At 33.5% G+C, this 22,153-nt stretch carries 22 protein-coding genes; 14 read left to right on the forward strand and 8 right to left on the reverse strand.

What is annotated here, in order from left to right; all coding sequences use genetic code 11:
- Positions 1-106: 106 nt before the first annotated feature.
- Positions 107-1,405, forward strand: a complete 1,299-nt coding sequence (gene uraA / locus CLOLE_RS09995) for a uracil permease (RefSeq protein ID WP_013656987.1) — start codon at positions 107-109, stop codon at positions 1,403-1,405.
- A gap of 88 nt (positions 1,406-1,493) precedes the next feature.
- Here the strand turns inward: uraA and CLOLE_RS10000 are convergent, their stop codons facing one another.
- Together CLOLE_RS10000 and CLOLE_RS10005 are read right to left on the reverse strand one after the other, a co-directional pair.
- Positions 1,494-2,216, reverse strand: a complete 723-nt coding sequence (locus tag CLOLE_RS10000) for a P-II family nitrogen regulator (RefSeq protein ID WP_013656988.1) — start codon at positions 2,214-2,216, stop codon at positions 1,494-1,496.
- A complete protein-coding gene (locus tag CLOLE_RS10005; protein WP_013656989.1) occupies positions 2,216-3,760 on the reverse strand; it encodes a DUF1538 domain-containing protein in 1,545 nt (514 codons plus the stop codon). Before CLOLE_RS10005 ends, CLOLE_RS10000 begins: the two co-directional genes overlap by 1 nt.
- A 934-nt stretch (positions 3,761-4,694) precedes the next feature.
- On the opposite strand from CLOLE_RS10005, the gene CLOLE_RS10010 reads away from it, so the two are divergent.
- The 3 genes from CLOLE_RS10010 to CLOLE_RS10020 all read left to right on the forward strand — a co-directional run bounded on the left by CLOLE_RS10010 (position 4,695) and on the right by CLOLE_RS10020 (position 8,825).
- Complete coding sequence (locus tag CLOLE_RS10010; protein WP_013656990.1) at positions 4,695-5,294, forward strand: TetR/AcrR family transcriptional regulator; 600 nt, start codon at positions 4,695-4,697, stop codon at positions 5,292-5,294.
- 156 nt (positions 5,295-5,450) lie between these two features.
- Positions 5,451-7,385, forward strand: coding sequence for a bile acid Fe-S flavoenzyme BaiCD (gene baiCD / locus CLOLE_RS10015; protein WP_013656991.1), 1,935 nt, complete (start codon positions 5,451-5,453; stop codon positions 7,383-7,385).
- Positions 7,386-7,901: 516 nt separating this feature from the next.
- Complete coding sequence (locus CLOLE_RS10020) at positions 7,902-8,825, forward strand: diacylglycerol/lipid kinase family protein (protein WP_013656992.1); 924 nt, start codon at positions 7,902-7,904, stop codon at positions 8,823-8,825.
- A 133-nt stretch (positions 8,826-8,958) separates the two neighbouring features.
- Here CLOLE_RS10020 and CLOLE_RS10025 read toward each other — a convergent pair whose 3' ends face one another.
- Positions 8,959-9,513 (reverse strand): TIGR01440 family protein, encoded by a 555-nt coding sequence (locus CLOLE_RS10025; protein ID WP_013656993.1) that lies wholly within the window; start codon positions 9,511-9,513, stop codon positions 8,959-8,961.
- A 129-nt stretch (positions 9,514-9,642) separates the two neighbouring features.
- On the reverse strand, positions 9,643-10,905 hold the full coding sequence (locus CLOLE_RS10030) for a dicarboxylate/amino acid:cation symporter (RefSeq protein WP_013656994.1): 1,263 nt from the start codon (positions 10,903-10,905) through the stop codon (positions 9,643-9,645).
- Positions 10,906-11,303: 398 nt separating this feature from the next.
- On the opposite strand from CLOLE_RS10030, the gene CLOLE_RS10035 reads away from it, so the two are divergent.
- The 7 genes from CLOLE_RS10035 to CLOLE_RS10065 all read left to right on the forward strand — a co-directional run bounded on the left by CLOLE_RS10035 (position 11,304) and on the right by CLOLE_RS10065 (position 16,116).
- Positions 11,304-12,278: a tRNA dihydrouridine synthase gene (locus CLOLE_RS10035; protein WP_013656995.1), complete on the forward strand. Its 975-nt coding sequence runs from the start codon at positions 11,304-11,306 to the stop codon at positions 12,276-12,278.
- A 63-nt stretch (positions 12,279-12,341) separates the two neighbouring features.
- Positions 12,342-13,010: a chloramphenicol acetyltransferase gene (locus CLOLE_RS10040; protein WP_013656996.1), complete on the forward strand. Its 669-nt coding sequence runs from the start codon at positions 12,342-12,344 to the stop codon at positions 13,008-13,010.
- Between the two features lie 25 nt (positions 13,011-13,035).
- Complete coding sequence (locus CLOLE_RS10045) at positions 13,036-13,620, forward strand: helix-turn-helix domain-containing protein (RefSeq protein ID WP_013656997.1); 585 nt, start codon at positions 13,036-13,038, stop codon at positions 13,618-13,620.
- A 254-nt stretch (positions 13,621-13,874) separates the two neighbouring features.
- Positions 13,875-14,510 carry a glycerol-3-phosphate acyltransferase gene (locus CLOLE_RS10050; protein ID WP_013656998.1) on the forward strand — a complete coding sequence of 212 codons (636 nt, stop codon included), beginning with the start codon at positions 13,875-13,877 and terminating at the stop codon, positions 14,508-14,510.
- A 16-nt stretch (positions 14,511-14,526) separates the two neighbouring features.
- Positions 14,527-14,892: a hypothetical protein gene (locus CLOLE_RS23260; RefSeq protein ID WP_162145078.1), complete on the forward strand. Its 366-nt coding sequence runs from the start codon at positions 14,527-14,529 to the stop codon at positions 14,890-14,892.
- A 51-nt stretch (positions 14,893-14,943) separates the two neighbouring features.
- Entirely contained in the window at positions 14,944-15,138 is a 195-nt protein-coding gene (locus tag CLOLE_RS10060; RefSeq protein WP_041712955.1) for a helix-turn-helix domain-containing protein, read from the forward strand.
- Positions 15,139-15,213: 75 nt separating this feature from the next.
- Positions 15,214-16,116 carry a radical SAM protein gene (locus CLOLE_RS10065; RefSeq protein WP_013657000.1) on the forward strand — a complete coding sequence of 301 codons (903 nt, stop codon included), beginning with the start codon at positions 15,214-15,216 and terminating at the stop codon, positions 16,114-16,116.
- 68 nt (positions 16,117-16,184) lie between these two features.
- On the opposite strand, the gene zupT is transcribed toward CLOLE_RS10065, so the two are convergent.
- Together zupT and CLOLE_RS10075 are read right to left on the reverse strand one after the other, a co-directional pair.
- Entirely contained in the window at positions 16,185-16,988 is an 804-nt protein-coding gene (gene zupT / locus CLOLE_RS10070; RefSeq protein ID WP_013657001.1) for a zinc transporter ZupT, read from the reverse strand.
- Positions 16,989-16,990: 2 nt separating this feature from the next.
- Entirely contained in the window at positions 16,991-17,503 is a 513-nt protein-coding gene (locus CLOLE_RS10075) for a ferritin (RefSeq protein ID WP_013657002.1), read from the reverse strand.
- A gap of 289 nt (positions 17,504-17,792) precedes the next feature.
- On the opposite strand from CLOLE_RS10075, the gene CLOLE_RS10080 reads away from it, so the two are divergent.
- Both CLOLE_RS10080 and CLOLE_RS10085 read left to right on the forward strand, forming a co-directional pair.
- Positions 17,793-18,374, forward strand: coding sequence for a methyltransferase family protein (locus CLOLE_RS10080; protein ID WP_013657003.1), 582 nt, complete (start codon positions 17,793-17,795; stop codon positions 18,372-18,374).
- Positions 18,375-18,424: 50 nt separating this feature from the next.
- A complete protein-coding gene (locus CLOLE_RS10085) occupies positions 18,425-18,673 on the forward strand; it encodes a class I SAM-dependent methyltransferase (protein WP_041712956.1) in 249 nt (82 codons plus the stop codon).
- A 6-nt stretch (positions 18,674-18,679) separates the two neighbouring features.
- Here the strand turns inward: CLOLE_RS10085 and CLOLE_RS10090 are convergent, their stop codons facing one another.
- On the reverse strand, positions 18,680-20,020 hold the full coding sequence (locus CLOLE_RS10090) for an amino acid permease (protein WP_013657004.1): 1,341 nt from the start codon (positions 20,018-20,020) through the stop codon (positions 18,680-18,682).
- A 230-nt stretch (positions 20,021-20,250) separates the two neighbouring features.
- Between CLOLE_RS10090 and CLOLE_RS10095 the strand changes: the two genes are divergently transcribed.
- Positions 20,251-20,658 carry a winged helix-turn-helix transcriptional regulator gene (locus tag CLOLE_RS10095; protein ID WP_013657005.1) on the forward strand — a complete coding sequence of 136 codons (408 nt, stop codon included), beginning with the start codon at positions 20,251-20,253 and terminating at the stop codon, positions 20,656-20,658.
- A gap of 41 nt (positions 20,659-20,699) precedes the next feature.
- On the opposite strand, the gene CLOLE_RS10100 is transcribed toward CLOLE_RS10095, so the two are convergent.
- Entirely contained in the window at positions 20,700-22,139 is a 1,440-nt protein-coding gene (locus CLOLE_RS10100; RefSeq protein WP_013657006.1) for an aldehyde dehydrogenase family protein, read from the reverse strand.
- Positions 22,140-22,153 lie beyond the last annotated feature (14 nt).

The following is a 22,153-nucleotide window of genomic DNA, read 5'->3' on the forward strand; positions in this document are numbered from 1 at the left end:
AAAAAGTTTAAAAATATGTAAAAATATATTGTGTATTGTCCGTATTAATGATATAGTCTATTAGGTTTTAATTTAGTCCAGAGAGGCTAAAAAAGGAGGAGATACTATGTCAGATTTAGAAGTTTCAAGTAATACCGTTATTAAGGTGGATGTTCAGGAAAAAGTACCACTTTTAAAGGCCATTCCCTTAAGCCTTCAACATTTATTTGCTATGTTTGGGGCCTCTGTTCTTGTTCCTATTTTGTTCAAAATTGATCCTACTACAGTTTTATTTTTCAATGGAATAGGTACTTTGTTTTATGCCTTTATTACAAAAGGAAAAATTCCAGCTTATCTAGGTTCTAGTTTTGCCTATTTAGCACCAAGTTTTTTACTTATGAGTCAAGGCTATGACTTTCAAACGATTCAAAGTGGGTTCTTTGTTTCTGGTCTTGCTTTTGCTCTTGTTGCTACTATTATTTACTTTACAGGAACCAAATGGATTAACAAACTTTTTCCACCTGCTGCTATGGGTGCTATCGTAACAATTATTGGTCTAGAACTGGCACCTACTGCCGCTGATATGGCAGGTTTTGCTGTAGGAGGCTCTAATAATCCTGAGGTGACTAATATGACATGGGTTATTATTTCTATGGTAACACTTGTAACGGTTATTTTATGTAATGTATTATTACGAGGATTTTTAAAGATCATACCTATACTTATTGGGGTTGTTGTTGGCTACATAACGGCTTATTTTATGGGTGAGGTTAACTTTGAAGCAGTACAAAAAGCAAATCTTTTTGTTGTACCAGCAATTAAATTAGCAAAATTTGATACAACTGTTATTATGAGCATTTTACCAGCAACCTTCGTTGTTATTGCAGAACACATTGGTCATTTAAAAGTAACAAGTAGTATTGTGGGACGAGACTTAGCTCAAGATCCAGGACTTCATCGTTCACTTTTAGGAGATGGTTTATCAACTGCTTTTTCTGGATTATTTGGTTCTGTTCCAACGACTACTTATGGTGAAAATATTGGGGTTATGGCCCTTACAAAAGTATATAGTGTTTATGTTATTTGTGGTGCAGGTATTCTTTCTATTTTATTAGGATTTTCTGGAACACTTTCTGCACTTATTATAAATATTCCAACACCTGTTGTTGGCGGGATTAGTTTACTTTTATTTGGTACCATAGCAACTTCAGGTCTTAGAACATTTATTGAAGATCAAGTGGATTTTTCTAAATCTAGAAATCTTATTCTTACTTCAATCATTTTTATTATAGGACTTAGTGGCATAACCGTTGCTATTGGCCCTGTAAGTTTAAGTGGTATGGGACTTGCTACTATGGTGGCTATAATTTTAAGTCTTTTATTTATGCTATTTGATAAATTAGGTATTATGAATGAGCCACAATAAATATTAAACAAAAAAAATAGCCAGTGGATGAAGCATTTTCAACCACTGGCTAGTTTTTTGTATTCGTTTATTATGATAAAAGTATAAGCTATTCTATGGTTTCTTCTGTGTTAAACTGAGGAATGGCAGTTTCGCTTAAACCGAGAGCACAGTCAACAGGAAGAGAGAAAGAAATACCTCGACCTTCAGTGTTAATCCCGGCAGCTTCAGCTATCGCCTTCATCACCTTATTTTTTTCATCCTTTCGAACCACAATAAGAATGACATCCTTCTCAGGCTGAATAGAGATTCCGAGAAACTTTTGAGCTTCCTCACCACCTAGACCAAGAGCATGTATAAGTGTTCCACCTTTAGCACCAGCAGCACTAGCAGCCGCCTTAACCTCAGGAAAATGTCCTTTTGTGATAATGCTAATAATTAGTTCGTGTTGATACCCATCTGCCATATTGAGTTCATCCTCCTTTATTAATTCAGTGTTTTTTGTACTATCTGCTTCCACAATACTTGAAAGAAAACTAGTCATACTTGAAACAGGAACAGAAAAAGCAATTCCTTTTCCTGGTTTTTTTAAGTACATTTTTTCTTCAAGTATAGAGAAAATGCGTTTTGTTCTTTCTGGTGACAGAAGACTAATCATAATACTTTTTTTATTCTCTCCTAAGCCAAGATAATCAAGAATAACGGAATCTGCCATACCATGACCATGAGTAACGATTCTTATAGGAATCTGTTCATTAATGTATATATCTGCAATCTGTTTTCCTCGACTATAATCTACAATCGTAAAAACAGCTCTCATTTGCTTATTCATCAATAATCCTCCTCCACATCATATTCAATAATTTCATCTGATAAAATAATGTTTCCTAGATTTACAGAAAGAGTAATTTCTTTTGAAGCTTTAATTTTACTTATAAGACCTAGCATTTGTATTGTTACAAGGGGAGTCATAGCAACAAAAGCAACAATACCAAAAGCATCAGTGAGAATATTTCCACCTATTGCTTCACAGGCACCTATGGCCAGTGGAAGTAAGAAAGTTGCAGTCATAGGTCCTGAAGCTACACCGCCTGAATCAAAAGCAATTGCTGTAAAAATAGGAGGAACAAAAAAGGTCATAATGAGTGAGAAAATATAGCCAGGAATAAGGATATACCAAATAGATATACCTGTTATGACACGAAGCATAGAAAGGGCTACTGAGATGGCTACACCGATAGCCAGGCTATATCCCATAGCTTTACCTTTAATACGTCCTTCAGTTATATCTTCTACTTGTGTCTTTAAAACGTGTACAGCAGGTTCAGCAGCAACAATAAAGTAACCTATAATTGCTCCTAAAGGAACAAGAATCCAGTAAAAGCTACTTGTTGCAATTTGATGACCAATAAAATAGCCGATAGTCATAAATCCTACATTAACACCAGTAAGAAAGAGCACAAGTCCTATATAAGTATAGACCATACCAATTGCAATTTTAATTAAGCTTCTTTTATCAAGCCTTAGTGTAGCAAACTGGAAAATAATAAAGAAAATAATGATGGGAAGTATTGCAATAGCAACTTCCTCAAAATAGGTTACAAAAGCATTGCCATAGGCAGAGAGGATTTCTTTGATATTTCCATATTCAGTAACAACGAAGTGTGATGATGTAACACTTGAAGTATCGTTGAAAATACCAAGGATGAGAACCGTAAGAATAGGTCCTATTGAACATAGTGCAACAAGGCCAAAGCTATCTTCTTCTGAGGTCTTGTCGCCTCGAACAGAAGCTAACCCCACACCAAGGGCCATGATGAAAGGAACAGTTATTGGACCTGTTGTAACACCACCTGAGTCGAAGGCGATAGCAATAAAGTTATTAGGAATAAGTGGCGAAAGTGCAAGACCAAACAAAAGTATGTACATAATTATAAGAATGTATGCCAGTTTTACTTGAAGGTAAACACGGAAAAAGGATACCACAAGGAATACACCAACACCTACTGAAATGGCAACAATAAGTACCGTGGTATCGACAATAGGAGCAGTGTCTGCTAGAACCCTAAGATCCGGTTCAGCTATGGTCACAATGACACCTAGAATAAAACATATAAGAGCAATAAACCAAACGTTTCTTGATTTAGTCAGATGGGAGCCTATGGATTCACCTATAGCCATCATTGAAATATCTGCACCAAGTGTAAAAAACATCATACCTGCAATCAAAATTACAGTACCAATGAGAAACAAAATGATTGAGTTAATGGGGATATCCACCACCGTAAAACATAGCGCTAGTACTATAGCTGCAACAGGCAAAACTGCAGCAAGTGATTCTTTAAATTTAGTTAGTATTTCTTTTTTCAAATGCATCACCTCTCTGTTGATATTTGACATATCAAGTATATTGTAATCATTATAATAAACTTAGACATAAACTTTTACCTATTCCTAAAAAGATTATCATTTTTTAGCTACGCTGTAATGGGTACTAGCTTTATATAACCCAGTATTTGTAGTAGCGTCTTTACCTCTTATAGACTTTTAATAGTAATGTAATAATAGTAGTAGATGTATCCTTCCAAAGCTGATGTATTAACATGAATTATTTTATCTAGAGTATTTCTTTAGCGAAAAAGTGTATTTTTGTTTTTGGAAAATAAGTTGAGGATATGTTTTTAAAACCCAAAATCTTAATACTAAAAATGTTTTAGATAAATATAGAGTTTAAAACTTCTTAAATTAATTAGAATTGAAGAAAGGAGATAATCGTTTTAATACATCTTTAACAGTCATAAACCAAAAGGAATGATAGAATTAAAAACAAATGTAAGATTAGAGACAATCTTTTTATTATTTTTGGTATAAGAAATCTTAAAAGCTTACAGGATAAAATATGAAAGGCATATAGACCTAGTTAATAGGCCAATTGCTTAAGAGGTCTTCCTAGTGTACTGATACGTATGTTAGGAAAAGATTTTTGTTAAGTTTATACATGATACTATATTAATAGTATAATTGATTTTATAATCCTCTTCAAGAAGTACAAGATAGCTATAGTATATTTTGTATACAAGAATAAAAAAACATACCTAAATTGATATAATTATATATTTTTTACACAAAACAATGAATAAAAATTAGATACGGTATTAAGTAATGAGGTGTACAGAGAAGATAAACTGACCTATAATAAGAGTAAGATAGAAATCCAAAGACAAGAAATAATTTTAAGATAAAAATGAAAAAGTATAAGGATTTAAGTTTCTAAGTTGATGAATCTATGAAAAGGGGTTTTTAATAAATAATGAGAGAATTAAAAAGTGTCGAGGAAAAAATTTTAGATAGAGCATTATATTTAATGGGAAAAAGCGGAACCACCAATGTTCCTATAAGGGCTATTGCAAAAGAAGCTGAAGTAAATGTAAGTGCTATAAATTATTATTTTCGATCTAAAAATGAGATGCTTCAGCAAGTAAAGGAATTTTATATTACGAACACAACGGGGGTGCATTCGATTTTAGATGATGAAGCATATACTGAAGAAGAAAGACTCATTTTATTTGCAAATGAAATTATGGAATATACTTTAAGATATCCAGGCTTAGCAGTTATTTTAAAAGAAGCAGTAAGCTTAAAGGATCAAGATGAACTATCAAAAAGTATATTTGAGGTTACACAAATCATACATCACAAGATGGAACGTATATTAGCGCGTATTATTAATGAGGAGAAAGAATGTATTCTATATAGCAGATTAATCTTTATGTCTTCTATTATTTATCCAATAGAAAATAGTGAGCTTAGTAGTATAGATATTAATATCCTTTCAACTAAGGAGCAACGAATAAATTATATAAAGCATATTATTAAAGTATTAAAAAATACTTCCTTGAAAGATTGTTAATAATAACAGTCTTCTTTTTTTGTCAAAATTAAAACAAAATGTTTTAAACGTATTGATTTAAGATTTTTAATGATTTATAATTCGGATATAAGTGAATTTAATTTGTTTTGCTTACTATTGTTAAATAAATAACTAATAGAATAAAGGAGGAATATTATGTCATTTGATCATCTATTTAATCCTATTAAGATTAGAGGATTAGAATTAAAAAACAGAGTAGTATTTCCAGCTATGGGAACTAAAATGGTAACAGAAGATAAGTTTATGACACAACAAAATATTGATTACCATGTTGCTAGAGCATTAGGTGGCTGTGGGTTAAACTTTACAGAAGTGTGTGCAGTTTATGCGCCTGCTTCAGTAAAAAATTTCCTATCTATTGCAGAAGATAAGTATATTCCTGAACTGAAGAAATTTGCAGATGCCATTCATAAAGCAGGGGGAAAAACTGGTGTTCAACTTTGGTTAGGTGGATTGGTCGCACGCTATGATCCAGAAGCAAAAATTGTTATTCCTAGTGATATGCCTATAGGGGGAGGTTCAGTCATCCCCGGTGCTAGTATTGAAACGATAAAAGAAGCTACTCATGCTTTTGGCACGGCAGCTAAACGTGCTGTAGAAGCTGGTTATGACACCATAGAATTTCATGCAGGGCATAATTATACGCCCCATTCCTTCTTAAGTCCTTATTTCAACAGAAGAAATGATGAATACGGTGGCTCCTTAGAAAACAGAGCAAGATTTTTAATAGAATGTATTAAAGCTATTCGAAGTAATATACCAGAGGATATGCCTTTATTTATGAGAATCGATGCACATGATGACTACTTAGAAAATGGCCTAACCATTGAAGAAGTCATTGCTTTTTGTAAAATGGCGAAAGAAGCAGGTGTAGATGTATTAGATGTATCTAGAGGTAATTTCTCAAGTAAAGCCCTTAAGTATGAAGTGCCATCTATAGACCTTCCTAGAGGTTTTAATGTTGAGAATGCAGCAAGAATAAAAAAAGAAACAGGTATGCTAACTATAGCTGTTGGGCGTATTAATACGCCTGAACAAGCAGATATAATTATTGGAAATAATCAAGCGGATATGGTAGTAATTGGACGTGGGCAATTAGCCGATCCTGATTTTTGTAATAAAGCAAAAGAAGGCAAAGAGGATCAAATTGTACGCTGCGTAGGCTGTAATCAAGGATGCTATGATGGTTTTGTATCAACCGAAATCCCTTACATAACTTGTATGCGAAATCCAGCTTTAGGTAGAGAAGTAGAGTATGCCTTAGTAAAAACAACAGAACCTAAGAAAGTTCTAATAGCTGGAGGAGGAGTAGCAGGTTTAGAAGCAGCTATGACCTTACAGCAAAGAGGACATCATCCTATAGTATGTGAAGCAGCGGCTACACTTGGTGGCCAGTTTGTACTTGCTGGTGCAGCGCCAAGGAAAGAAGAAATGAAAGAAGCAGCTTTATGGATGGGAGAGCAAGCATTAAAGGAAGGCATTGATATACGCTTAGAAACACCAATAACAGAAGCACTTATTGATGAGCTATTACCAGATGAAGTTATTATAGCTATTGGAGCCGAACCTATGTCCTTAAATATTACAGGTAATGACCTGCCTCATGTAGTGAATTCTCATGAGGTTCTTGAAGGAAAGATAAATGTACAAGGTAATATTGTTATTATAGGTGGTGGGCTTGTTGGCTTAGAGGTTGCTGAATATGCCGAAGGAAAAGCAAAACAAATTACTGTAGTAGAAATGCAAAATGAAGTAGCCAAAGATCTAGGAGAGATACGTAAAATTAGTGTTATAGAAAATATTGAAGCAGCAGGAATAAAGACCCTAACACATTCAAAATGTGTGGAAATTAATAACGAAGTAGTAGTGATTGATAAAGAAGGACAATTAGAAGAAATACCTTATGATTTGGTTGTAGTAGCAATAGGTGCTAAATCTAGAAACTTTGAGAATATAACTACAGCTTGCCATAAAAAAGGTATACCTTATCATATTATTGGTGATGCTGTAAGAGCACGTAGAGCACTTAACTCTGTTGCAGAAGCTGCTGCTGTAGCAAGGCTTATTTAATAACAGAGCATCTAGTGGACGGATTATTATTTCATTAGTAGTATTAATAGAAAAACTGCTGATGAGTACTTTATTTTAAGTATTCATCAGCAGTTTTTCACCTTTAATATTTACTCGTTAGACATCAGAAATGATAGTTTTTTAGACTGAGACAAATAAAATTAGAAGGGCGAGAAGTCAATATGGCCTGTGATACAGTGCTTTTAGCTAGGAGATATAGACCTAATATAGAAATCAGTAAGGCGTACGAAGAGCTATCCGAAGTAATACCAATCGGGGATTGTATACAAGCGGGAGAAATCTATAATGCCATACATCAGGTATACAAGCTAATAAACCAACTTTCTTAGAATCTATATTAAAAAGACAACCACGTTTTTAGCAATGTTTAAAACAATTAATAGGTAGTGTTAGGATTAAGCGATAAAAGTAATTTTTTGTGTTTTGAAATAATAATTGAACACATAATTGACATCGCGTATAATAATCGTAATCATAGATTAAGGTGGTGATGAAATGTATCATTTTATTATTAATCCAAAGTCAAAGACTGGCAATGGCTATAAAGTATGGGAAGTTGTAAAGAAGAAATTGGATGAACAAAAGATTGCATATACATACCATCTTACTCAGTATGCGTTTCACGCTACAAAAATAGCTCGAAAACTTTGTAAAGGAAAATTTGAAGCTATTTATCTTGTTGTTATAGGTGGAGATGGTACGGTTAATGAAGTTATTAATGGCATTTCAAATTATAAAAATGTGTTTTTGGGCTATATTCCTTCAGGTTCAAGTAATGATTTAGCTAGAAGTTTAAACATTCCAGCTGATCCTATAAAGGCCCTAGAACTTATTTTAAATGCAAAAACCTATCCTTGTTTTGACCATGGCATTGTCAATTTACAAAATAAGACAACTAGTCGCAAATTTAGTGTGAGTTGTGGGATTGGATTTGATGCCTCCATTTGCTATGAGGCGCTAGATTCTAAAATAAAAAAGTGGCTTAATGGCATTAAGTTAGGAAAGTTAACTTATGCCATCATAGGGCTTAAACAACTCATCACCTATCGCCCTAGTGATGTTACACTTATTTTGGATGAGCATCAGATAAAGCAGTTTAAAAATGTATATATTTTAGCAAGTATGATTCAACCTTATGAGGGTGGAGGATTAATGATGGCTCCTAAAGCTAACCCTCGTGATCAAAAGTTATCTGTTTGTATTATTTATGATATTAATAAATTAAATGTACTATTTTTGCTACCAAGTTTATTTTTGGGAAGACATAGTCATTTTAACAAAGTGGAGCTGTTTGAGTGTACATCTTTGGAAATCAAAACTAAGGAACCACTTTTACTACATACAGATGGTGAGTTTGTAGGCTATTCGAACCACGTTAAACTACGCTGTAAAAAGGAGCAACTACATATGCTTTTATAACTTGTTGTGTGGAGTACTAAAAAATAATCCCTATGTTTATTACAGCATGGATCTAGAAAATAGCTGTAATAACATAGGGATTTAATGTGTAAAGGTATAAAAACGATTGAGATAAAAATAGAAAAACGAAAATTTATAATAGATGTTCATCATAACCAGCACGAATACCACCTATAAATTTAGGCCTTGTTCTAGCAGCTAATAAATTAGCATTGCCAATGTGACTAATACTTAAGCGAAGAGGTACGGCTACTTTTTTTAGATGCATGCCAATAAGGGTACCACCGATATCTAGACCAGCATCTGCATGAATCTCCTCAAGAGCAACCGGGTTTTTAAAGGTATGATAAGCAGTTGTTGCAAAAGACCCACCAGCTTTAGGTTGAGGTATGACATTAACAATGTCGGCAAAAGGAACGGCTTCACGCTCTATGATAATGGCTCTATTAAGATGTTCACAACACTGTGCAGCAAGATAAATATTTTTTGAAGAAAGTGTGCTGTAAATGCCATTGAACACAGCTTCAGCAGTTTCAAGGCTTGAATGAGTACCAATCTGCTGCCCTATTACTTCGCTCGAAGAACAGCCAATAATTACAATATGACCAGCTCGAAGATTTGCCTTTTCACATAATTCTTCTGTAGCTTGTCTAGCTTCATTATAAATTTGATCTATTAAATGGGACATAGTTATCACTCCTTAATGATTATAGTTCGTTAGTTCTTATATTATACGTAGTGCACATAGATTTCAATAAATAAAAAGTAAAAAAAGTGGTAGTTTCTATGAAAAAAATAGGAACTACCACTTCTGTATCTATATTTGTTTGTTATAAACCTTTTCGTCTAATTCATTTTCGCTTTTAGCAATAAGAATAGTACAAACATTATCACCAGCTACATTAATAGCTGTACGAAGCATATCAATAATACGATCAACACCCATAATGAGAGCAATTCCTTCTAATGGTAAATTAACAGAAGCAAGTACCATAGTCAGCATAACCATACCTACACCAGGTACTCCAGCAGTTCCGATAGAAGCCAGTACAGCAGATAAGATGACCATGATATAATCATTGAAACCTAAGGAAATGCCATAAATTTGAGCAATGAACATAACGGAAATCCCTTGCATAATGGCAGTACCATCCATATTAATGGTTGAACCTAGAGGAAGGGTAAAAGAACTCACGCGTTTAGAAACCCCAAAGGATGTTTCAGAGTGTTCTAAAGCCAGAGGTAATGCAGCACTGGAGGAAGCAGTTGATAAACAAATGTTAAAAATAGGTGCGAACTTTTTAAGAAATAAGCTAGGACGCAGTTTTCCAATGAAAAGAAGCATACCCATATAAACAACTAAAAGTTGCAAGCCTAGGCCTATAACAACTGTGACAACATATTTAATAAGTGGCATCAGTGCTGAAAAACCAAAGTTCGCAAAGGTTGTCGAAAGTAGTGCGAATACACCGTAAGGAGCAAAGCACATAATAATCTGCACTAATTTTAAAAGCACCTCATTAGCTGATTCAAAAAGCACAATAAGAGGTTTTGCTTTTTCACCTACCATAGTCATGCTAAGACCTAATAAGATGGCAAAGAAGATAATACCTAATATGTTACCTTCTACAAAAGCAGTAAAAATGTTAGTTGGAATCATATTTAAAAGGGTATCAACAAAATGAACATCAGTAGCTACTGGAGTAGTTGTTAACTCGTTAGCTTGAAGAAGAGCAAGATCAACACCAACACCCGGTTTTAAAAGACCACCGACTAATAAAGCTAAAATAATAGCGAGAGCAGTGGTTAAGGTATAGAAGAAAAATGTTTTACCGCCAATACGACCAATTTTCTTAAGGTCATCTAAAGAAGCTGTTGCATAAACGATAGAGATAAAAACTAAAGGTACAACAATAAGTTTAATTGCGTTTAAAAAGCCTGTGCCCAATAGCTTTAATAAGCCATTCAATAAAATGGTCTGAGTAAACCAGTTTTCTGGTACATGTGAAAGCATAATTCCAAAAACAGCACCTAAAAATAGTGCAAGTAGTGTTTTAGAGGTTAAAGACAATTTTTTCATATGTAAATCTCCTAGCAATATTTTCTGTCAACAATGAAGTGGATTGATTACTTATAAGTTAACATAATTAATAAGAAGGTGCAAGAAAAAAATAGATGGTATTTATTTCATTAAAAGATTTTGAAATGTATTTAAATTATAAATGCCTATAAAATCAAGGATGGTATAAAAAATAATAGTAAATAAATCAGAGAAACAATAAAATAATAGCTATAATTATTCAGACTAATGGTGAATTAAATTGTCAAATGCTGCACCTTTGGACTGAATAGTAAGAAAATAATCAACTACACATAGCTATAAAGCTATATGAGTAGATACTACTCATATTCTATTGTATAATAGCTTAAGAATGGAAACAGGAAGTAAATAGCTAGAATAAAGGAGTTATAAGATAAATGAAATTTTATTGTGCACCTATGGAAGGTCTGACTGGTTATATTTATAGGAATGCTCATGCCACCTTTTTTAATCATGTAGATAAATATTTTACACCTTTTATTGCGACTACACAGCATGGGAAGTTTACCACAAGGGAATTACATGATATTTTGCCGGAGCATAATCAGGGTTTAGTAGTCATACCTCAGATTTTGAGCAACAATGCTGAAGATTTTATGACAACTGTTACGCAGTTAAAGGCATTTGGTTATGAGGAAGTTAATCTTAATCTAGGATGTCCCTCAGGAACTGTTGTTTCGAAAAATAAAGGCTCAGGTTTTTTGGCTGAAAAAGAGGCATTGGATCAATTCTTAGAAGAGATTTTCTCCAAGGCTATTACTAAAATTTCAATCAAGACAAGAATAGGAAAAGAAAGACCAGAAGAATTTGAAGAGCTTATTCATATCTTTAATAAATATCCTTTGGAAGAACTAATTATCCATCCAAGAGTGCAAAAGGATTATTATAGAAATACACCTAATTGGGAGAGTTTTAGTACTGGAGTTCAGTTGAGTAACAATTCAGTTGGCTATAATGGTGATATTTTTACAGCTCAACGTTATGAATTATTTGCTAAGCAATTTCCAAGTGTGGATACCATCATGCTTGGGAGAGGTCTTGTTGCTAATCCTGGTCTTATCAGTGATATTAAGGATAATATCACCCTTGATAAACAGTTATTAAAGGCTTTTCATGATAAAATTTATGAAGATTACCAAGAAGTTCTTTCTGGGGAACGGAATGTACTGTTTAAAATGAAAGAAAATTGGTTTTACATGATTCATATGTTTTCTAATGCTGATAGGTATGCTAAGAAAATTAAAAAGTCACAAAGACTAAGAGATTATGAAGAAGCAGTTACAGAATTATTTAAAGAGCAGGAAATCGTTGAAGGAGCAGGAGTATTTTCAAACTCTACGGTTCGTAGATAGCTTATAAAGCAGGTATGAATTATAATGAGCCTATAATCCGATTAGTCAAATGAGGTGAGGCAGATGAATTCAAACTTTCATAGCATAGATATAAAAACATGGCCTAGAAGTCAGTATTTTTATTATTTTACAAAGATGCTTCCAACAGGGTTTAATCTTAATGCTGAAATTGATGTAACAGCTGCGTATTACGCATTAAAAAAACAAAACAGAAAATTTTTTCCAGCATATTTATTTTTAACAACTAAGCTTATTAATAAAGAACCTTATTTTAAGATAGCTTATCAAAATGAGCAATTAGGTTATTATGAAGTACTCAATCCTTCATATGCCTGTTTTCATGAGGATGATCAAACAATGTCTAATATGTGGACGGTATATGATGAAGATTTTAATACTTTTTATAATAACTATATTGAAGATCAAAAACAATATGGAAAAAATCATGGTATTCTAGCTAAACCAGAGATGCCACCAGCCAATAGTTTTATGGTAGGTGTCATTCCGTGGATATCTTTTAAAAGTTATTCACCGATTCCATTTGGTTTTGGAGAGATTAATAACTTTTTTCCGATATTAGAAGCCGGCAAGTTTTATGAAAAAGATAATAAACTTTTAATGCCAGTATCAATGACGGTTCATCATGCTATAGCAGATGGCTATCAGGTAAGTGCATTTTTTAATGCATTACAGGTAGAAATGAATCATCCAGAAAATTGGATGAATAGTTAAAGTATTAATAAGAAGAGGTGATAAAATGGATTGTGAAAAGGTAGGTGAATTAATTCGTTCACTGCGCATTGAGTGTGGGTTAACACAAAAACAATTAGCAGATGCGATGAACATTAGTGATAAGACAGTGAGTAAGTGGGAAAGAGGGTTAGGTTGCCCAGATATTTCTTTACTGCCGGAGCTCTCAATTCTTTTAAAAGTTAACATTGAAAAAATTTTATCGGGAGATTTAAATCCCAATGAATTATTAGGAGGTAATATGAGAATGACACAGTTTTATGTTTGCTCTGAGTGTGGAAACATCATGACAAGCACAGGAAATGCAGAACTTTCTTGTTGTGGTAGAAAATTAGAAGCATTAGTCCCTGAAAAAGCTAATGAAACACATGTTTTGCAACTTGAGACAATTGAAGATGAGTGGTATATCGAAACATCTCATGAAATGACAAAAGCACATTATATCTCTTTTATTGCATTTGTTACAGGAGAAAAAATGTATCTGGTGAAGCAATATCCTGAATGGGGTATTCATTTACGACTACCTAAAATGGGGCATGGCAAGTTATATCATTATTGTAACCAACATGGCTTGTTTTATCAAATCATATAGTTAGGAGCTTCTGGGAAGACCGGAGGCTTTTTTTGTTAAACCATAACAGCAATCTAATTTACTTTTACATTTTTCGACTGAAGATGTTACAATAGGAGAAAAGAAGTTCAATTAAACAAAGAAAGGATAGAGAGAGAAGAAGATAATGTTTTATAAAAAATGAGGTTTAGAGAAGAATAAGATTCATAAAAGCATCATATGAATAGGCTAAAATGATATTTTGTGAAGAACAGTGTTGAAAATAGAGGTGGGAAATGATAGTTGAATTATGGATGGTTATCATAGGGGTTTTATCAGGAGCAGTAATGTATTCTTATTACATACCTAAATGGATTTTAAAAAAAGATATTAGAAAAAATACAACAGATGAGAATCCAGGTGGTTATAATGCTTATAGCGCTCATAAGGGAATAGGGCTTGTATGTATTTTATTAGATATGTTAAAAGGATTTATTCCAGTATATCTTTTGGTTAAAATAAAAGGAATCGAAACACCTTGGATTACACTCATGGTATTGGCTCCTATTTTAGGTCATGCATTTACACCATTTTTAAAAGGAAAGGGAGGGAAAGCTCTTTCAACAGCAGCAGGAAGTATGTTAGGATTAACACCTGCAAGTAGCTTGGGAATTTTATTAGTAACAATGGCTATATTTTTCTCGTTTGTACTCATTATTGATCCCTTTGCTTCTAGAGTAGTGGGAGTTATGTTGGTATTTAACATAGTGACAATGCTTTTCAGATTGGCAAATTTATGGCTAACCATAGCATCATGGGGAATAACGGGTATACTATGGTATAAACAACTTCAAGTAAGGGACCCGAGACGTGCTGTCGTTTATTGGTGGTTCTCTAAAAATGCAAATAATCATTATAGAGAGCTTTCTTAAATGAAAGCTCTTTTTTGTGGCTTTAATTGTAAAATTCATTTTTAACCTTTATACTGTAAGAAAAGAGGGTGTGGAGGAAAAAATTATGGAGAGAAAAGACCAGAGACATTTGATGTGGCTAGTAGGGTTAATAGCCTTTGTAATACTATATGGCTTTTACTACTTTAACCATTTGGAAGAGAAAATAAGGTCACATGTGGATACGTATACTTGGTATCCTTTACTATTATTAATTTTTGGTATTATATTAGGGGTAAGAGGGTTTAAACAGAAAAACAGGATAGTAAAATTACTAGACTTGAGTAGTGCCTCAATTTTGATTATAATAATGCAAGTTTGCTGGATACTAATGGAACGAGTTAATTGTTGCCCAGGAGGTTAAGAAAAGCCTAAATTTTATGGAGTATATTAAAGAAAGTTAGAGGAATAGATAGTGGAAGAAAAAATGAATGAATTAATGACTCAGTATTATGTGACTTTTGATGAGCTAGCTGTAAGATTAGGTGTCAGTAAACGAACTCTGACAAGGAAGTTCAAAGGAACGACAGATTGGACCTACCCAGAAATGATGTTACTGGCTCAAATCTTTAATATAGAAGATCCTACTCAGTTTTTCTTTCAATCATAAAAGAGCATAGGGTAAGAAGTAGAATCTGATTAAGAATTGATTAGAGAGTGAATTTTATGGTAAAAGGAGGTAAAAATGCAGGGAATGTTAGAAGCATGTCAGCTATGTCCTAGAGGGTGCCGAGTGAATAGAACAAAAGGAGAAAAAGGCTATTGTAGACAAACTAGTGAAGTGATGATAGCTAGAGCTGCTTTACATTTATGGGAAGAACCTTGTTTAACGGGTGAAAATGGTTCCGGAACTCTATTTTTTTCTGGATGTACTTTAGGCTGCGTTTATTGTCAAAATCGTTCGATTGCAACCAGTAAAGTAGGTAAGGTCATTTCTATAACTCGTTTAGTAGAAATCTTCTTTGAACTTAAGGCGCAAGGGGCCCATAATATTAATTTAGTAACTGGAACACACTTTATTCCACAAATTGTAGAAGCCTTACAATTAGCCAAAGATAAAGGGCTAGAACTTCCCATTGTTTATAATACCAGTGGATATGAAAAAGTAGAAAGTCTCCAATTGCTAAGAGGTTATGTGGACATCTATTTACCAGATTTAAAATACAAAGATGAAATATTTAGCACTCGTTATTCTTATGCCAAAGATTATTTTGAATATGCAAGTAAGGCTATTGCTGAGATGGTAAGCCAGGTAGGTATGCCTACTTTTGATGAAGGAACAGGACTTATGAAAAAAGGTGTAATGGTGAGGCATTTATGTCTTCCGGGTGCTGCTAAGGATACTAAGGCCATACTACGTTATTTATATCAAACTTATGGGGATACTATTTATATGAGTATCATGAATCAATTTACCCCTATTTGTGACTTGCAGGCTTATCCAGAGATTAACCGCAGGCTCACAGAAAGAGAATATAATCATTTAATAGATTATGCATTAGATTTGGGAATTGAGCAGGCTTTTATTCAAGAAGGTGAAACAGCAAAAGAGAGCTTTATTCCAGAATTTGATTTACAGGGTGTATAAATAAACAGGCTAGAAGATCTATTTATTTAGATTTTCTAGCCTGTTTATTTATATAGATTTATAAGTTATTAAATAAATAATAACAAACTAATGGCCATTACCATCATGCCACTTACCAAACCATAGATGGATAAGTGATGTTGGCCATATTTTTGAGCTGATGGTAGTAACTCATCTAGAGATATAAATACCATAATACCAGCAACACTTGCAAAAATGATGCCAAAAACTAAGTCATTCATAAAAGGCATTAGTACTAGATATCCAATAATAGCTCCTAATGGTTCTGAAAGACCAGATAAGAAAGAGAATAGAAAAGCTTTTTTGCGGTCTCCGGTAGCATAATAAACAGGAACAGAAACGGCAATTCCTTCAGGAATATTATGTAGAGCTATAGCAACTGTTATAGGAATAGCAATAGAAGGTTCTTGAAGAGCGGAAATAAACGTTGCAAGTCCCTCAGGGAAATTATGTATGCCAATAGCTAAAGCTGTAAAAAAGCCCATGCGCAAAAGTTGTGTATTAGTATTGGAGGAGTTTGATTTAATATCCTCTACTTTATACATATCATGTGGATTTTCACCACTTGGGATAAGTTTATCGATGAGAGCAATGACTAACATACCACCAAAAAAGGAAGCCACCGTTACCCAAGAACCTAGTTTAATACCAAGTTCATTAGTAAGAGAGGTTTTTGCTTTAAAAAAGATTTCAATAGTAGAAACATAAATCATTACACCAGCTGAAAAGCCAAGACTGATAGAAAGAAATTTAGTGTTAGTTCTTTTAGTAAAAAAGGCTAAGGCACTACCTATACCGGTACATAAGCCAGCAAAGAGTGTTAAGCAAAAAGCAAACAGTAAATTCTGCATTGTTAGTTAGTCAAAGAGGGTTGGATAAAAGTTCTTGCAGCCAACTCTGTATCTAGTAAGTATAATCCCTTGCCATCTGTAGCAAATAGTTGAAATCTTTTTACTAAATCTTCTGTGTTTTTTTCTTCTTCAGCTTGTTCTTTAATAAACCAATCTAAAAATTGGGTAGTTCTAAAATCTTTTTTCTCTAAAGCAACAGCATAAATGTTTTCAATAGATGCAGTAACTGATTGTTCATGTTTTAAAGCGAGGTGCAAGGGGTCTATAAAATTTTGAAATACAGTATTATCTGCTTCTACTGCCTTTAAAGAAACAGGTTCACCATTATCTTGTAGATATTGAATAAAAAATCTAACATGTGCTAATTCTTCTTGGACTTGGACATTAAACCAATTAGCAAAGCCTAATAAATTTTCATAGGTATAATAGTTAGCGATATGTAGATATAAGTAAGTAGAAAATAATTCCTTATTAATTTGATCATTAATTAAAGTTGAAATTTCAGGTTTAAGCATATAATCACCTCTTTGTTTTTGTTTTATTATAATACAAAAATATAAAATTTTAAATATATATGAAAAATATAAGTAATTTAAGGAATGTATTTACTAACGGAGACTTTCTGTCGAAAATTAATAGTTAACATCTATTTAAAGTTTTATTGTTGTAGAATTATTTAAAGAGAAAAAATAGTTAAATTTAGTCTGTGAAGATTAAAATTTTTGGTAATTTTGTTGACAATAGCGAAGTTACAATCTTATAATAAAACATATGAACATTTATTCATATAAAGGAGGGGAAAAAATGAATAATACGCAGTTACTAGCATTACTATTATTAGTTGTTTTTTATGGTGCATATTATAAAAAAACTTTATTGCAGAAGAAGAAAGGAATTAAAACCAATCAATTAGGAATAGGAAATAAGAATCAAAGGACCATAAGAGTAGAAAAAGGATTACGTATAGCCAGTATGATTATTGTACCTATAGAAGTGATTAGTATTTTATATAATCAATCACAGGAACAACTATTTTTCAAGAATTTAGGTCTTATTTTAATAGGTTTAGGTGTAGTGTTTTTCTGTATGGCAATGTGGCATATGCGTGATAGTTGGCGTGCTGGAATTCCTGCTACAGATCAAACAGAACTTGTAACGACTGGTATTTATAAATGGAGTAGAAATCCAGCTTTCCTAGGTTTTGATTTAACCTACATAGGTGTTTTGATAGCATTTTATAATCCGGTGTTACTAGTAGTTACTATATGGGTAATGGTGATGATGCATCTGCAAATTATAGAAGAAGAAAAATTTCTGAAGTTAGTTTTTAAAGAAGCTTATGAAGTTTATTGCCAAAGAACAGGAAGATACCTCTGGTTAGTTTAACACTAATAAAATAAATCATAACAATAAGGAGAGATGTAATTTGAAATGGTATGATGATAGCTAAATACAAAAAGGCATCAGAAGTCCATTGCATTGATCAAAATGAGGGGATGTTAAGTTTAGCTAAAAAGAAAAAGCAAAAACAAAATTTATCATCAATGCATACCTATTTAGAGGATGCCACACATACTCATTTTTCAAAGGAACTATTCGATTATGTTATCATATCACTTGTTTTGTATGAAATGAATAATACTTTAGCTGATACATTATTAAAGGAAGCATATACCCTATTATAGGGTATATTAAAATGTAATTGATTTTTGATAAACATAAAAAGGAATACCTATAAACATTAAAAGGAATATCCACATAGCAGCCTCAGCACCTGAACCATAAATAATATAAATGGCATAAAGGAAGGCAATTAGTGATAAATAGCTGTGGCTTAAAAAACGACTTAATTTCATATGATGGTCTTTTTTGATGGTGAGTAATATTTCTGCACAAGCTGTTAACGCATAAGCTGGTATAAAAGATAAAGTAGCTAAATTAACCATAAAATCAAAAGCGGCTGTTAAGCTAGATACATAGTTAAGGATTAATATTAAGTTAGTACAGATGCCTGTAATAATAAGTGAGACATATGGCGTTTCATATTTAGAGTGTACCTTAGCAAAGAAATGAGGGAAAAGCTGGTCTTCTCCTGCTGCAAAAGAGAGTCTGGCAGTGGTTAATACCCAACCAGAAAGAGCACCAGTAGCCGAGATAATAATACCTAGTGCGATGAAAGCACCACCCCAAGTTGCTCCAGTAATACGATTAATAATACTTGCTAGTGGTGCGCTAGAGATAGCAAGTTCTTGCTGTGGCAAGGCACCCATGGCAATAACAGAAATAAAAAGATAAATAATAGCTACAAATAAAGTACCCAAAAAGGTGCTTCTTTTTATATTAACCTCAGGGTTTTTAATCTCACCACCTGAAATAGAAGCACTTTCTAATCCTATAAAAGACCATAAAGTAACAGCAATAGCAGCAGGTAAAGACCCCAAGCCTTGCACATCGGGAGAAGAATAGGTTGATAAATACTTAGTATTAAAGCCCCATAAAGCAATAAGAACAAATACCAAAATGACTCCAAGCTTTAAGATAGTACTAATAATACTAATATAGCCAGCTTGTTTAACACCTAAGCAATTGATAACAGTAAAGATCCATAAAATAGCTGATGAAATAATAAAAGAAAGTAAATTGTTATCACTAATAGAGGGGAAAAATACGGTTAGGTAACGAATAATGGCCGTAATAATAGCTGCATTTCCGATCCAAGAACCAATCCAGAAAGTCCAAGCGACTAAAAAAGCCATAAAAGGGCCAAAGGCTTGGTTAGTATAAACAATAGGACCACCGGTACTAGGATAAAGTGCTCCTAGGTTAGCAAAAGATAGCGCAAGAAGAATAGAGCCAATACCTGTAATAATCCACGCCAAAATGGTTGTCGTTGGATTACCTACAAGCGCTAGTGTTTGAGGTGAAGTGAAAATACCAGACCCTATCATATTTCCTACTACAATAGCAGTAGCAGCTCCCAGTCCTAATTCACGTTTTAAAGAAGGTTCTTTTTTTGTTTCATCAGTACGCATAAAAATCATCCTTTTATCTGATATGTCTTTATTATATAGAGTGAGGTAAAAACTACAAAAACATACTCATAAGAAAATAAATCAATAATAAATAATTTACTGAAAAATTCAATAATATATGTTAAAAAATTTGGATTATTATAAGATTATGGTATAATAAGGTAAAATAGTTTATAAAGAGAATTGGAGTAGGAGGAAGAAGATAAGATTTGAGGGAAGGATGATGCGAGATGACGTTAAATCTAAGGGAAGATTTAAAGAGTAAATTCAGAAAAGGGGAATTTAATTGTGAAAAGGAACTTACTTTGTCTATTATTAGTGGTAAGTGGAAGGTTGTTATTATTTATCATTTAGGCCATGAAGGAGCTTATCGTTATGGGGCATTAAAGCGCTTGTTCTTGGGGAATATTAGCAATCAGATTTTAGCTAAGCAATTGCGAGAATTAGAACAGGACGGTATTGTGGAACGAACAGTTTACCCTGAAATACCACCACGGGTAGAATATAATTTAACTACGAGGGGATATACTCTAGTTCCTATTATTGATTCACTTTATGAATGGGGTAAAACTAATATGGATTATTACATAGAAAGATTATTAATTGATCAGGAACAAGAAGAGGAATTGGATGAATAAAGTCCAATTCCTCTTCTTAGTTTTGCTAAATGAATATATTTTTAAAGGATATTTTTTAAAACAATAGTCTTGATTTGTGTCATTTCTTCTAAAGTACAAGCGATTCCTTCATTACCGATACCGCTCATTTTATAGCCTCCAAAAGGCATTTCGCAAGATCTAAAGAAGCTACATCCATTAATAACTACGCCACCTGCCTGAAGTTGGCTAGCTACCTTTAAAGCAAGTTGCATATCTTGAGTAAATACATTACTAGATAAACCAAAACTAGATTGGTTGGCAATAGCAATAGCTTCTTCAGGTGTATTAAAGCCTATAATAGGAATAACAGGTCCGAAGATTTCTAAGTCCTTTGCAACCTCCATATTGGCTGTTACATTTGTTAGTACAGTAGGAGGATAAAAGGCGCCTGAACGTTCACCACCATAAAGAAGGCTGGCACCTTCATAAATAGTAAGATTAACTTGAGTTTCTACATTTTTAGCAGCTTCCTCACTAATTAAACAACCTACATTTGTTTCAGGGTCAGCAGGATCACCAACCTTGAGGGTTTTAAGACGTGCTATGAGTTTGTCTGTATACTCTTGTTTGCGACTTTCGTGAATTAAAAAACGTTTACTAGCACAGCATACCTGACCGGTATTATAGGTTCTACCAAAAATAGTTTCTTCTACGGCTAAGTCTACATTGCCATCTTCTAAGAGGATAAAAGCGTCATTGCCACCTAGTTCTAATGCAACTGGTGTAAGGTTTTTAGCAGCGGTCCCAGCAGTTTCAATACCTACCTTTGTGCTACCTGTTAAGCTAATGAGATGAATACCTGGATTTTTAACAAGCCATCTAGGCACATCGGCTGGGTCACCTGTTAATACTTGAATGGCACCATCTGGTACCCCTGCTGCTACAAGAAGTTCACAAAGTTTCATAAGTGTAAGAGGGTTGTGAGTAGAAGGCTTAACAATGGCAGCATTACCTGCAATAAGCGCAGGCGCAATCTTTTGTCCAAATAAATCTACAGGGAAGTTAAATGGAATGATACAAGCAACGGTTCCTACAGGTTCTCTAGTAATAATTTGAAGTGTATGCTCTGTTCCAGGTTCTATACCTGCTGGAATCGTTGTGTCATAAAGGTGTTTCGCTTTTTCAATGAAGCCACCAAATAGGGAAGGAATATTCCCAATTTCAGCAATAGCTTCTGTAATAGGTTTGCCTGTTTCTTGTGAAAGAAGAGAAGCAAGACTATATTTCATTTCAGGCTCTTGAGTCAGATTAATAAATTTGGAAAGAATAGTGCCTCTCTTATAAAGCGGATAAGAGGCCCAAATCTTTTGACCTTTTGCAGCACACGCTACAGCTAGTTCTACATCATTTTCTGTAGCTGCAGGGATGGTGCTAACCAGCTTCCCATTAGCAGGATTAATAACATTTAAGGTTGCTCTATTAGAAGCATCTACTTGTTTACCATCTATGATCATTTTCATCTATAATCACTCTC

The organism is Cellulosilyticum lentocellum DSM 5427 (genome assembly GCF_000178835.2).
Classification (GTDB): domain Bacteria; phylum Bacillota; class Clostridia; order Lachnospirales; family Cellulosilyticaceae; genus Cellulosilyticum; species Cellulosilyticum lentocellum.

Bases quoted from the DNA above. Each gene is read 5' to 3' on its own strand.
- CLOLE_RS10080 (WP_013657003.1), top strand. From the start codon at position 17,793: ATGAATAATACGCAGTTACTAGCATTACTATTATTAGTTGTTTTTTAT.
- CLOLE_RS10040 (WP_013656996.1), top strand. From the start codon at position 12,342: ATGAATTCAAACTTTCATAGCATAGATATAAAAACATGGCCTAGAAGT.
- CLOLE_RS10100 (WP_013657006.1), bottom strand. From the start codon at position 22,139: ATGAAAATGATCATAGATGGTAAACAAGTAGATGCTTCTAATAGAGCA.
- CLOLE_RS10020 (WP_013656992.1), top strand. From the start codon at position 7,902: ATGTATCATTTTATTATTAATCCAAAGTCAAAGACTGGCAATGGCTAT.
- CLOLE_RS10025 (WP_013656993.1), bottom strand. From the start codon at position 9,513: ATGTCCCATTTAATAGATCAAATTTATAATGAAGCTAGACAAGCTACA.
- CLOLE_RS10045 (WP_013656997.1), top strand. From the start codon at position 13,036: ATGGATTGTGAAAAGGTAGGTGAATTAATTCGTTCACTGCGCATTGAG.
- CLOLE_RS10030 (WP_013656994.1), bottom strand. From the start codon at position 10,905: ATGAAAAAATTGTCTTTAACCTCTAAAACACTACTTGCACTATTTTTA.
- CLOLE_RS10085 (WP_041712956.1), top strand. From the start codon at position 18,425: ATGATGATAGCTAAATACAAAAAGGCATCAGAAGTCCATTGCATTGAT.
- CLOLE_RS10010 (WP_013656990.1), top strand. From the start codon at position 4,695: ATGAGAGAATTAAAAAGTGTCGAGGAAAAAATTTTAGATAGAGCATTA.
- CLOLE_RS10075 (WP_013657002.1), bottom strand. From the start codon at position 17,503: ATGCTTAAACCTGAAATTTCAACTTTAATTAATGATCAAATTAATAAG.
- zupT (WP_013657001.1), bottom strand. From the start codon at position 16,988: ATGCAGAATTTACTGTTTGCTTTTTGCTTAACACTCTTTGCTGGCTTA.
- CLOLE_RS10000 (WP_013656988.1), bottom strand. From the start codon at position 2,216: ATGAATAAGCAAATGAGAGCTGTTTTTACGATTGTAGATTATAGTCGA.
- CLOLE_RS10065 (WP_013657000.1), top strand. From the start codon at position 15,214: ATGCAGGGAATGTTAGAAGCATGTCAGCTATGTCCTAGAGGGTGCCGA.
- CLOLE_RS10005 (WP_013656989.1), bottom strand. From the start codon at position 3,760: ATGCATTTGAAAAAAGAAATACTAACTAAATTTAAAGAATCACTTGCT.
- CLOLE_RS10050 (WP_013656998.1), top strand. From the start codon at position 13,875: ATGATAGTTGAATTATGGATGGTTATCATAGGGGTTTTATCAGGAGCA.
- CLOLE_RS10095 (WP_013657005.1), top strand. From the start codon at position 20,251: ATGACGTTAAATCTAAGGGAAGATTTAAAGAGTAAATTCAGAAAAGGG.
- CLOLE_RS10090 (WP_013657004.1), bottom strand. From the start codon at position 20,020: ATGCGTACTGATGAAACAAAAAAAGAACCTTCTTTAAAACGTGAATTA.
- uraA (WP_013656987.1), top strand. From the start codon at position 107: ATGTCAGATTTAGAAGTTTCAAGTAATACCGTTATTAAGGTGGATGTT.
- CLOLE_RS10035 (WP_013656995.1), top strand. From the start codon at position 11,304: ATGAAATTTTATTGTGCACCTATGGAAGGTCTGACTGGTTATATTTAT.
- baiCD (WP_013656991.1), top strand. From the start codon at position 5,451: ATGTCATTTGATCATCTATTTAATCCTATTAAGATTAGAGGATTAGAA.